8 protein-coding genes are annotated in these 12,097 nt (G+C 52.1%); all 8 read right to left on the bottom strand.

All coding sequences use genetic code 11. The features are described from left to right. Positions 1 to 68: 68 nt before the first annotated feature. The gene (gene guaB, locus I6E49_RS06255; RefSeq protein ID WP_235401087.1) at positions 69 to 1,547 is read right to left on the bottom strand and encodes an IMP dehydrogenase; all 1,479 of its coding nucleotides are present in this window, start codon (positions 1,545 to 1,547) and stop codon (positions 69 to 71) included. A 261-nt stretch (positions 1,548 to 1,808) separates the two neighbouring features. Continuing rightward, positions 1,809 to 3,353, bottom strand: a complete 1,545-nt coding sequence (locus I6E49_RS06250; protein ID WP_235401085.1) for an arylsulfatase — start codon at positions 3,351 to 3,353, stop codon at positions 1,809 to 1,811. A 129-nt stretch (positions 3,354 to 3,482) separates the two neighbouring features. Continuing rightward, on the bottom strand, positions 3,483 to 5,558 hold the full coding sequence (locus I6E49_RS06245) for a RagB/SusD family nutrient uptake outer membrane protein (protein WP_235401084.1): 2,076 nt from the start codon (positions 5,556 to 5,558) through the stop codon (positions 3,483 to 3,485). A gap of 25 nt (positions 5,559 to 5,583) precedes the next feature. Continuing rightward, entirely contained in the window at positions 5,584 to 8,841 is a 3,258-nt protein-coding gene (locus tag I6E49_RS06240) for a SusC/RagA family TonB-linked outer membrane protein (protein ID WP_235401083.1), read from the bottom strand. Positions 8,842 to 9,358: 517 nt separating this feature from the next. Next, complete coding sequence (locus I6E49_RS06235; RefSeq protein ID WP_235401082.1) at positions 9,359 to 10,321, bottom strand: hypothetical protein; 963 nt, start codon at positions 10,319 to 10,321, stop codon at positions 9,359 to 9,361. Positions 10,322 to 10,379: 58 nt separating this feature from the next. Beyond that, the gene (locus tag I6E49_RS06230; RefSeq protein ID WP_235401081.1) at positions 10,380 to 11,117 is read right to left on the bottom strand and encodes a hypothetical protein; all 738 of its coding nucleotides are present in this window, start codon (positions 11,115 to 11,117) and stop codon (positions 10,380 to 10,382) included. A 57-nt stretch (positions 11,118 to 11,174) separates the two neighbouring features. Continuing rightward, the gene (locus tag I6E49_RS06225) at positions 11,175 to 11,672 is read right to left on the bottom strand and encodes an RNA polymerase sigma factor (RefSeq protein WP_235401080.1); all 498 of its coding nucleotides are present in this window, start codon (positions 11,670 to 11,672) and stop codon (positions 11,175 to 11,177) included. Positions 11,673 to 11,675: 3 nt separating this feature from the next. Next, the gene (locus tag I6E49_RS06220) at positions 11,676 to 12,011 is read right to left on the bottom strand and encodes a hypothetical protein (protein WP_235401078.1); all 336 of its coding nucleotides are present in this window, start codon (positions 12,009 to 12,011) and stop codon (positions 11,676 to 11,678) included. Positions 12,012 to 12,097: the final 86 nt, after the last annotated feature.

The following is a 12,097-nucleotide window of genomic DNA, read 5'->3' as shown; positions in this document are numbered from 1 at the left end:
TTGCCTTTTATGCTGTAGCCCAAAATCGTGATGGGCGTAGCGTCGTTTGATTCTGCACGTGGCAGCGATTACTGCGGACGTGAGTAGTTAGGAGCCTCGCTTGTGATGGTGATGTCGTGCGGATGACTCTCAAGCACACCAGCATTGGTGATGCGTGTGAACTTGGCGTTGTGCATAGCCTCGATAGTTCCGGCACCGCAATAGCCCATACCTGAGCGCAAACCACCGATGAGCTGATAGATAACTTCCTGAACTGTTCCCTTGTAAGGTACGCGTCCGGCGATGCCTTCCGGCACGAGCTTCTTCACGTCCTTGGTTCCTGCCTGGAAGTAGCGGTCCTTTGAACCGTTCTCCATAGCCTCAAGCGAACCCATACCACGATAGCTCTTGAACTTACGTCCGTTGAAGATGATGGTGTCACCGGGGCTCTCCTCGGTACCTGCAACGAGCGAACCGATCATAACCGAGCTACCGCCAGCGGCTATAGCCTTAACGACATCGCCTGAATAGCGCAATCCACCGTCAGCAATCAAAGGCACTCCTGTGCCCTGCAGAGCTGAGTACACGTCGTAAACAGCGCTGAGCTGCGGAACTCCTACACCTGCTACGACACGTGTTGTACAGATAGAGCCCGGGCCAATACCTACCTTAACGGCGTCAGCACCATTGTCTACGAGCATACGGGCAGCCTCACCGGTAGCCACGTTACCTACAACGATGTCGACATTGGGGAAGGAAGCCTTAGCCTCGCGCAACTTCTCGATAACGTACTTAGAGTGTCCGTGAGCTGTATCGATAACGATTGCATCGGCACCAGCCTCAACGAGTGCGCTCATACGGTCGAGTGTGTCTACTGTCACACCTACACCAGCTGCTACACGCAGACGACCCTTCTCGTCCTTGCAAGCCATTGGCTTGTCCTTAGCCTTAGTGATGTCCTTGTAAGTGATAAGACCTACGAGGTGGTTTTCGCCATCAACAACGGGCAACTTCTCAATCTTGTTTGACTGGAGTATATCGGCAGCAGCCGAGAGATCGGTCTTGATGTGAGTTGTCACGAGGTTCTCTTTTGTCATCACGTCGTCGATGAGCTTGTCGAGATGACGCTCAAAGCGAAGGTCGCGGTTAGTAACGATACCTACGAGATGGCACTCGTCGTCAACAACGGGGATACCTCCGATGTGATACTCGGCCATCATGTCGAGAGCATCCTTTACTGTCTTGCCACGACGGATAGTCACCGGATCGTAGATCATGCCGTTCTCGGCACGCTTAACGATGGCAACCTGACGCGCCTGGTCTTCGATTGACATGTTCTTGTGAATAACACCAATACCGCCTTCGCGTGCGATGGCAATAGCCATAGCCGACTCTGTCACGGTATCCATGGCTGCTGTGACAAAAGGCACATTCAGACTGATGTTACGAGAGAACTTGGTTTTCAACTCTACCGTTTTGGGCAGTACCTCTGAATAAGCGGGGATAAGAAGGACGTCATCGTAAGTGAGACCGTCCATTACAATTTTATCAGCAACAAATGATGACATATAACTTAAAAATTTATTGCGTGCAAATTTAGCAATAAAAATCCAATTGGGTGCATTTTCTTCCGACTTTATTTCGGGCGTTAATGCAAATTAACGGCTGGATATGAAAGTTGGGATGGTGAGACGGTGAGATGGCGTGACTTCTAAAAACGCCCCATAAGGAAGCATTAACATACAATGCCTGCCTTATGGGGCGCTTGACCCGGTTCACCTATTATATATATAGGATACACATATTATATATATAAGGTTCGCCTGTTATTAATATGGCAGCGTAACCTTGAACATCGGGTTGTCGGTATGCTCCTTCTTGATTACGTCAATGAGCTGCTTGACGATTTCGGGATGCTTGTCTGACACGTCAATGTCCTCGTGCAGGTCGTTGGCGAGATTGTACAGACGTGGCTTACCCTTTACTACTACCAGTTTCCAGTCGCCTCGGCGCACACCAATCTGATCGGTCTCGTGGAACTCCCAGTACAGATGGTCGTGCAGCTGCTGCTTGTCGGCATTGCCAAGGAGTGTCGGCGCGATGCTGATGCCGTCGAAACCGTCGCCTGGCAGGGCACGGTTGGTGTAGCGCTTGCGGAAGTTCTTCACACCGGCAAGGTCGCAGAATGTAGGCATAAGGTCGTAGAAGGCAAACTGCAAGTCGCTTGTTGTGCCAGCCTGAATGCGTCCCGGCCACCATGCTATGAACGGAATGCGTATGCCACCCTCGTAGCACTGGCGCTTCAATCCGCGCAGTTTGCCGTCGCGACCGAAGTATTCGGGATCGGCACCGCCCTCCTCGTGAGGTCCGTTGTCGCTTGTGAAGATGACGAGAGTGTTCTTGTCGAGTCCCTTCTCTTTCAGTTTGGCCATCACTTCACCTACGTACGAGTCCAGACGGGTTATCATTCCGGCGAAATGGGCGTGTGTATGCTCTACGGGATTATAGCGCGAGCCTTCCTGTCCGCCCCAGGTCTTGTCGACGAAGAACTTCTTCTTGTAACCTTCGAGTATCTGGTCGTCGGGCTGAGCCAGCTCGGCATGGGGCAGAGTGTAGGTGAAAAAGCCCACAAACGGATGCTCGGCATCCTGACTGTCAATCCACTCCAGAGCCTTGTCGTGTATGATACGTGCAGAGTACTGGGTGCGCTTGAAGTAGTCCTTGCCAAACATCGGATACTTGATGTTATCCTCCATCACCTCACGCACAACGGCTGTGTCGCCCTGCGAACGCGAGAAGCGGTTGAGGAAGTTGGGATAATACAGGTGAGCCTGGAACTGGCAGATGTAGCCATAGAACTCGTCGATGCCACGCTTGTCGGGTGTTGAAGCCGAACCTTCATAACCTCCTGCCCACTTGCCGAACACGCCTGTGCGATAGCCGCGGTCCTTGAGCATTTCGGGCAGAATCTTATGGGCAGGGTCGTAAGGCTCCTGACCTACTACGGCGAAGTCGACGTTGTCGCCATACTTCACGGTATTCTTGTACGACCAGTACTCCTTGTTGCCACGTACATGCGAGTGTCCCGAGTGCTGACCGGTCATAATGGTAGCTCGCGACGGTGCCGATACGGGCGAACCGGCGTATGCCTGAGTGAAGCGCATGCCCTCGCTTGCCATGCGGTCGATGTTGGGCGTAGAGATATAGGGCTGTCCATAGCATGCAAGGTCGCCATATCCCATGTCGTCGCACAATATAAATATGATGTTGGGGCGTGTCGGGTCGTTGGCCTTAGCGGCCTTTGCTGTCTTAGCCGCAAGCAGCGTTGGCACGCAAGCAATGCCTGCCGAGGCTAATAGAAGAGATTTGTTCATATCGATTGTTGTTTGTTTTCAGTTGCAAAGTTAATGTTTTTTGTCGAGAACGACATAAAAAAATCCCTACCTCCTTACCTCTATTCCGCTGAGAGAAGGGCAAGGGGGTAGGGCTTTACGTATCAATGTTTACTTGCCAAGTCCGAACAACTCGTTGTAGCCCGGATTCTGCGAAAGCTGGGGATTGAGCGCAATCTGCTTGGTCGGTACCATCATCAGATAGTAAGTGTCAAGCCATCCGCCACCAGCATCGAGCGGACTCGGATAAGTATATATCCATCCTGAGCCAGTAGAATTGTTCTCGCCTACTGACTTACCAGCATTCTGAATCTCTTCATAGTCGACAAACGAGCCAGAGTACTTGCTGCCCTTTGTGCCATAAGGATTGTCGGTAGCCGTAATCCACATACCGCACGGCTGGCGATTGACATAATAAGCTGCCTTAGCCCAACGACGAATGTCGTAGAAAGCGAATCCCTCGCCGAACAATTCTATCTGACGTTCGCGGCGAATCTCCCACAATACGGGGTCGACATTGTAGTTGCCGAACTTGCCGCCATTGCCTGTCCACCAAGGAGCGTTGCCCTTGTCTCGGTTAGGATCGAAGTCGTCGTTGATGTCGGCTACAACCATGTGTGCCACACCCGAACGGTCGCGCAACTTGTTTATGGTCTTGTCGGCTACGCTCTGGTCGAATCTGCCGAGCTCCCAAGCTGCCTCAGCATAGTTGAGCAGCACCTCTTCAATCTTGAATATAGGCTTGTCGGCTGTACAGTATGAGCTTGAACCAGTAGAGAATTCCCACATGTCGTAGTGCTTCCAAGTGTAGTAGCCTGTGCGGCAACGCATGTAGGCAGTTGTAGAGTTGTCGGTCAGGTTTGGACTGTTCTTCGTGAGCGACGCTCCCCAGTTCTGTCCTGGTACTCGCTTCATACCGGTTCCGCCGAACGTACCGCCACGCAGACACTGCGTATTGGCACCGAGATAGTCCATGTATGTACGATACTTGGCAGCCTCTTCAGCTGTTACGGTGTGACCCTCAATCACGTCGCCAGCCTTGGCGTAGCGCCACGACTTGAACAGATTGACTCCGTCGACATTGCCACTGTTAGGAACTACTACGTAAGGCGGCTGTATGTTCTGGTAAAGACGCGGGTCGCGGTCGGCGAAAGTGTCCCACATATCCTTGCCGCGACCGCCCTTATAGCCCGAGTTGGGATTGGCTATAGGCAGACCGTTCTTCATAAGGAACATGTCTACAGTGTACTGAGGCACGTCTTCGTGATGTGCTGCGATGTGCTCGTAGTCGTTGCCACGGTTCATCAGTATGCCGTCAACATACTGCTTGAAGAAGATGACACCCGGAACGTTGGTCAGGTCCTCAGTAGTCCACATCTCGCCATAGCCCGATGCAGGCGTATTCTCCGTACCATTATATAATGTAGGATACTTAGCCATGAGTTCCTGCGACACGGTGAGACACTTGTTCAAGTACTCCTCATACGGTTCGTCGAGTCCATGATACTTTGCCCATGTGCCCTCACGCAAGAGGAAGCGCGACAAGGCGGCACGTGCGGCATCGGCAGAGATAGTGTTGTCGCCGTCGTTGAAGTCGCCAATGTTGTTGATGGCATACTCCAGACATTCGATAATCTTCTGTGCCACTTCCTTACGCGGTGTGCGCGGACCGTAAGTTTCGGGACTCTCCTCGTTGATTACATTCTCAATCCAAGGCACATCGCCAAAGCGGTCGATGAGTTCCATATACCACCACGCCTTGAAGAAGTAGCCTACCGAGCGCCAATGCTTGGCTTCCGACTCCTTAAGCACGCCGTCGTCAAGATGCGAGAGCATGATATTGATGCGGCGTATATAGTCAAAGTTCCATCCGTTGCCCGTTGTTGTCTGCGTAACAGTGCGATAGGCATACTGGTTCTTGCTGTTGTCACGGCTTGTCACGAGTCCGCCGTAGAAGTCGCCGTAGAACTGCGAGTTGACAACGCAAGTGTTGAAGTTGGTGCGTATGTTAGTGTCAGTAAACATGGCGTAGCACGGATACATGAACGCCTTGAAGTTGTCGTACTCAAGGAATGCGTTGACCTCGGTCAGGTCGGTCTTAGGCGTCTTCTCAAGAAAGTCGTCGTTGCACCCCGTGAGCGTGAGTGTTGCGGCAAGAGCTGCCGCGGCGAATATCTTATTATTCATTGTTCAGGCTTTTATAGTTGTGTTATTAGAATGTGATGTTTGCACCAACAGATATTGTGCGATAGTAAGGATAGTCCCATACAATACTGTTGCTGGTGTTGCCTTCGGGATCGTAGCCCTTAGGCAGGTCACTGATAGTGGCAAGGTTCTCAACGCTGACGTACACGCGTGCCTGCTCTATGAGCGCCTTCTTCACCCAATTGCGTGGCAAGGTGTAGCCTAGGGTGATGTTCTTGACGCGCAGATAGGCTGCATTCTGCAGATACTTGTCGCTAACACGAGTGTTAGAACCTACGTTGTTGCCCTGATTGTAGATGCGGAACAACTTGGCGTTGGGGTTCTTTGCAACCATATAGTCGGGATCGGCAGGATCATAGCTCTTTGCCTGCCAGTAGTCGGTCTGGTTAGAGAAGAGCGGCTGGAACACAGCATCGCCCGAACCTGCACCTGCAAACGGGAATATTGAAGAGCCGCCGAGCCAGTAGTCGCGCTTGCCTACGCCCTGCAGACGTACGTCGAGACTGAATCCCTTGTAGCTTGCACCCAGGTTGGCACCGAACTGATAGCGTGCGCGAGTGTTGCCAATGATCTTACGGTCGCCCGGATCGCTTAATGTGCCAGCGCCGGAATTGATCATTCCGTTGCCGTCGAGGTCCTTGAACTTCACGTCACCAGGCTGAACAGAATAGCCCTGGATAGATGTCACGCCTTCCTTCAGAGTCCATACGCCACGCTTTGCATCGTCCATCACGAAGTCGTCGATGCTATAGTAGCCGTCGGCAACATAGCCCCACAGCTCGCCAAGCTTCTGTCCGACGTAGTACTGGCCGTCAATAATTCCGCTCTCGTTGTTGAATTTCTTTATCTTAGCCTGATTGTCGTAGATGTTGAAACCGATGTTGTAGGCGAAATCACCGATACGGTCGCGCCATGTCAGATTGAGTTCCCAACCGTCAGACGAAAGGTCGGCAATGTTCTGAAGCGGTGCCGATGTACCCACAACGCCCGGTATCTCGATGCCGTCGGCAAGCATTCCGTCGGTGCGGCGCTTGTAGTAGTCGAATGTCATCTGCAGACGGTTGTTCAGCGCCGTAACGTCAACACCGAGGTTGATGGTCTTCACGGTCTCCCATGTGAAGCTGCTGCTGATGAGTCCCGGCGAAGAGATTACGTTGACCTTGTCGTTCTTGTCGAGCCATACGGTGCTTGGGCTGACGGTCATGGTCGAAAGGAACTGATAAGGATTGATGTTCTGGTTGCCGATAGAACCGTAGCTGGCGCGCAGCTTGATGTCGTCGAGCCATGTGCGCGACCATTCCATGAACTTCTCCTGTCCCAAACGCCAGCCTACTGACACTGACGGGAAGAAGCCGAAGCGGTCGTTCTTGGGGAATTTGGACGATCCGTCGTAGCGGCCGTTAAGCTCGAGCAGATAGCGGTCCTTGAAAGCATAGTTGAGACGGGCGAAACCGCTGCGTATTGAATACTCCGAATAGCCGTCGGTGATGCTCTTGTCGCCCGAACCGCCTGCAAACGAAGGTACCGACGGAGTAGTCTGTCCCTTCACCTGGGCATAGAACGACTTGTACGAATAGCTCTCCTGGTTGAAACCAGCCATTGCCTTGAACGAGTGGTCGCCCCAACGATGGTCGTAGTTAGAGAACACGTTTAAGGCATTGTAGCGCTTCTGTGTGTCCTGCATGTTGTAGTAGTCCTGTCCCGACTCTACCGACCACTTGGCAGCCAGCTGCACATCGGCAAAGCGGAAGCGCTCCGAATAGAAGTGCGAGTCGGCATCCTTCTTGTCGAAGGTGTATTCGGCTGTGATGGTCCAGTCCTTCAACGGCTTGAATACAGAGCGTGTAGAGACACGCGTTACGGCTGTATTCAGATGTGATACCGGAGCCAGTCGGAGCATGTTGCTCGGTGTCTGCGAGGGCAGGTCGTCCTCAATTCCGAGTATCGAACCGGGTATGTTTCCCTCGGGATAGTAGCCAACAAGACGTGTGGTGTAGAATCCCGACATGTTGCCTACGTTCACCGGATTGGTCTTGTCGGCATCGGTATAGAGCAGGTTCACCTCCTGTGTAAACCACTTGTTGACATCGGCAGAGACGAATGCCGAAATGTTCTTGCGCATGTACTTGTCCTTGCTGGTGATGAGCGGACCATCCTCACGGCTCAGTCCTGCCGACATACGGAAGCGTATGCGGTCGTTGCCACCCGAGATAGACACGTTATGGTTCTGCAGAGCGCCCGTTGTGAGGATGCGCTTGTACATGTTCTTCTCGCTGAGCCAGTACACGCGGCCGTCCTCATCCTTATAGATGCCGTCGCCGACGGTGTTGAGCGATGACGGATTCTGCTTGTACTGCTGCAGATACTCGCGCCACTTTGCCACGTCGCCGTTACCTGCCCAGTAAGAGTTGGTGTAGCCTGCCTCAAGATAGGCATCAATATATTCGGTCAGACTCGACTGCTCAAGTACGTTGAGCGAGCGTTCCCAACCTACGTTGAAGTTGTAGTTGAGGTTGAGCTTAGCCTTGTCCTTGGGACGCTTTGTGGTAACGAGAATCACGCCACCGGCTGCACGCGCACCGTAAATGGCTGACGATGCGGCGTCTTTCAATACCGATACGCTCTCGATGTCGTCGGGATTGAGCAGACTGATGTCGCCCTCTACGTTGTCAATAAGCACGAGCGGACCGCCACCGTTGATTGACAGCGTACCGCGGATGTTGAACGACTTGCTTTGTCCAGGACCCGTACCGCCACCGATGGTGAGTCCGGGCATGGCTCCCTGCAATGCTGCTGCGGCATTGGTTACGGGACGGTCGCCGAGCACTTCGCTCATCTTCACCTGCGAGACAGAACCCGTGAGGTTCTCCTTCTTCTGCGTACCGAAACCTACAACAACCACCTCGTCGAGGGTCTTGTTGTCTTCCTTAAGAGTAATGTTGAGCGGTGTGCCGTTCCATACCACTTCCTGCGAAGTAAAACCGATGAACGACACTACAAGGCGGCTGCCCTTCTTCACGCCATTGATGGCGAAATCGCCGTCAAGTCCGGTCACTGTTCCGTTGGTTGTGCCTTTCACTACTACTGAGACGCCAATGAGTGTCTCGCCATTAGTGTCCTTAACGACGCCTTTGCATGCGGAAGTCTGCTGCTGCATGGTCTGCAAGACCGATGCCGAAGCACCAGGAACCGCACTCGCACCAGCCGGAGTTGCTGCCAATGCTGACAATAACAATGTCAATGGGATAGTCCTGTTTTTCTTCATCTTGTAAGAGATTGTTTATAATTAGTTTCTAAAATGTATAAATCGATATATAAGTTCAGGTTGCCGTATTGCTACCTTTAGGTTTCGTCCGTTTTGAAGTTGTAAAGATAAATATAATTTCGGCAAGTAGTTGTTTTTTTTTTACAACATTTTCATATGGTTAACGTTTTATTACAATTACAATATTTTTGACTGCGAAAAAGTCTTGTTACGGAAGATGGATTGACGCAAATAGACAGACAAGAAAGTAACTGTAGGAGGCTATGGCGTCCCCGCCGTAGCCTGAGCAAGCTGAAAGTGCAAATCATAACAATAGCAAATGCGTCGGCAAACTGCTCAGGCTACGGCGAGGACGCCATAGCCTCCTACTGTTTGCATTGCCTGTTCTATCCTGTCTTGAGCCTATGTTTTCATCACAAAACATTTCGGGTGGAACAGAAGAAAAAGCCCTCCGACTGTCGTCACGACAACCGGAGGGCTGGGATTATATTATTTCATATTAATAGAGAGAGAAATCTTACTTGCCGCCCAGATACGTCTGGGCGAGATTGAGCATTTCGCGTATGCCCTTGTCACGTGCACTTTGCTTCATGTCATCGAGTATTCCCATGCACGAGTTGCGCTCGTTGCTTTTCAGAAGTTTGCTATGCTCGCGACACAACTGCAGCATCTTGTTGACGGGCGGCATTATACGGTAGGCAAAGAAGGTCTGCTCCTTGCCCGCAAACTGCACTACCTGTATATACTCGGTGCGCAGATCGTTGAACCGCTGTATGAAGTCGCCGCTGTTCTTTATGGGCACATCGATGCTGCTTGCCTTCTTGTTGTCCTGCGGACGATACACTATGCTGTTGCCCGTGTTGCGGTCGTAGCGTATGATGGTGCCGTCGGAGTTGACCGTAATGGACGTGTTGGTGTCGTCGGAATTGACGGTAGTAGTGGTCTTGGTTATGGTCTTGGGCAGCGACCTCACATATTCGGGGTTCAGGCTGTATACACGTATGATGTCTACACACCACATTTCCTTTTTCTTCTTGTCCTTCTTGCTTTCATACCATGCCAATGCATAGCACGTGCGACGCTTCGAATCGGCAGGGTCCTTAAAGTAAAGCACGAAGTAGTTGCGGTCGGAATATTTCATAAACACTATCGTCTTTTCCGAATTCTTGCCGTAACCTATTTTACTGGCAGAGCCGTCATAGCCTGCCATACGCTTGTTCACAGAGTAGGCATTCGTCTGCTCGTCGTTGAAGACATCCATCAGCTGCTTGAACTTGCCGCTGTTCTTTGCCACAAGAAATATATTTCTTTCATAAACGCATTGCTTGCCGTCGGTGTCGGTGTCGGTTTCCTTGGAGGTTGAAATTTCTTCAACAGCGCCTTTCTTGAACTGCTCCACTACGCGTGCAATGGTGGTCTGCGCTGCCGCAAATGCCGGAACGAGCGCAAGGGCGATAATCATTGTGAATATCTTTTTCATAATCGTCAATGTTTTATTAGGTGTATTTATTCGATGCGAGTATATTATTCATCCGATGTCAATACAGTTCGTCGTCGGCTTCGTCGTCGATTTGGTTGAGCATGTCTACTGCAAGCAGCGTGTTGCGCACCTCGTCGACAAGCCTGAGCGACTCCATTATGTCGCGCTCTATGCTCTGGCGCTCTGCCTCGGGCAACTCGTGTATGGCTACAAGGCAGTCGGTGGCAGAGCCGTTCACGTTGGCGTTGGCTGCGGGCGTGATGCTGTCGGCGGCGGCAGCGTGCGCCAGATAGGTCTTGGGCGGAGCCAAGTAGTAGCGGCGGCGTACGCTTGGGCGACGACGTTGGGGCTGTGGCTTGAGCTTTACTGAGTCGGTCACGACGTTCTGTTCAGCCTCAACACCCGTGGACGTGCTGCACGTGTCGCTCACTACTACAGCCGATGCTATGGGCTGGACGGGTGCCGACGGGCGATGCATTATCAGCAAAAGAGCCACGGCTGCTGCCACTGCCGCTGCCCCACTCCACCATGCTGCCATGCGAAGGCTGTGTCTGCGCGGAGCGACAACCTTGCTGCTGTCGGGCGCAACACGAGTGTCTGCCTGCCCGGCTGAACCGTCAAACTCGGACAAAGCGCCTAATGGCATGCCATCGTCGAAGTAGGCGAACATGTCGCGGTAGGGCTTCAGCGAGTCGGGCACGTCGGTAGCAGAGCGGAAGTAGCGCGCTATGAGCTGCTCCTCGTCAACGGTTGTCTGTCCGTTCATGTATTTGTCTATGAGTTGCTGTATTTGCATAGCTGTCATTTTATTGGGGTTATTCATCTTACTGATTACTCTTTACGCTGCCAAGGATTACTCTTTACGCTGCCGTGCAAGCATTGCCTGCATCAGTTTGCGACGTGCCCGGGAGAGCAGCGTGGGCACCGAGGCGATGCCGATGCCGAGTATTGCGGCTATCTGCTGGTCGGTCTTGCGTTCCACCTGACGCAGGTGCAGCACCTGATACTCGGTGGATGGCAGTGCCTGCATTCTCTGTTCGAGCCACCGCTCATCGTCGGCTACCTCCATAAGCGTGTCGGGCTGGGTGTGGAGTTCGTCGATTATGGGGCGGCTGTCCATCGGAACGGTGCGCCGTCGTCGGTGAATGTCAATCGACAAGTTGCGCGCCACGGTGACGACAAGAGCCTCAACACGCTCCATCTTTAGCTCTCCGCGCAACGACCACAGCCTCAGCAGCGCATCCTGCGCCACATCCTCTGCATCGTCGGCATCAAGTCCGAGGCTGCGCGCTGTGTCTACCGAGCGTTGGCGCAGCACTGGTGCTATATGTTCAAACTCCTTGTCTTTCATTCTTTAGGCTTTCTGATATATAAACGCATAAACAACGGATTTATGAACAAGATTAACATTTGTTTGTATTTGGGAAGATTTTGAACGAGGAAGAATAAAGGATAAAAGTGGAAAGGAATGGTATAAGTAAGGTATAAGGTTCATACGGCGGATATTGTAAAGCATACTATAGGAGGAGCGTGTATCAAAAAATCTAAGCTGCACGCCCCGAAGGGGCAGAAGCACATAGCCCAGGGCAACGCCCTGAGGTAAAAAGCCACCCAAAACAATGCGCCCTGTAAGGGCAAAAGCGTTAATTATCAATGCTTTTGCCCCTACAGGGCGTTTTGCATTTATCAATCCGTACACCCAGGGCGGTGCCCTATGAGCTTATTGGGCTTTCAGCCCGTCAGCCACTTCTTGTATAAGCATTGGACAAAATTCTC

The sequence above is a fragment of the Leyella stercorea genome (assembly GCF_021531655.1).
The sequence above is the reverse complement of the archived record's forward strand: the minus strand, read 5'-3'. Positions and strand labels throughout refer to the sequence as shown.

Coding starts and splice junctions, on each gene's coding strand:
- I6E49_RS06240 (WP_235401083.1), bottom strand. CDS start 8,841: ATGAAGAAAAACAGGACTATCCCATTGACATTGTTATTGTCAGCATTG.
- guaB (WP_235401087.1), bottom strand. CDS start 1,547: ATGTCATCATTTGTTGCTGATAAAATTGTAATGGACGGTCTCACTTAC.
- I6E49_RS06225 (WP_235401080.1), bottom strand. CDS start 11,672: ATGAAAGACAAGGAGTTTGAACATATAGCACCAGTGCTGCGCCAACGC.
- I6E49_RS06245 (WP_235401084.1), bottom strand. CDS start 5,558: ATGAATAATAAGATATTCGCCGCGGCAGCTCTTGCCGCAACACTCACG.
- I6E49_RS06235 (WP_235401082.1), bottom strand. CDS start 10,321: ATGAAAAAGATATTCACAATGATTATCGCCCTTGCGCTCGTTCCGGCA.
- I6E49_RS06230 (WP_235401081.1), bottom strand. CDS start 11,117: ATGCAAATACAGCAACTCATAGACAAATACATGAACGGACAGACAACC.
- I6E49_RS06250 (WP_235401085.1), bottom strand. CDS start 3,353: ATGAACAAATCTCTTCTATTAGCCTCGGCAGGCATTGCTTGCGTGCCA.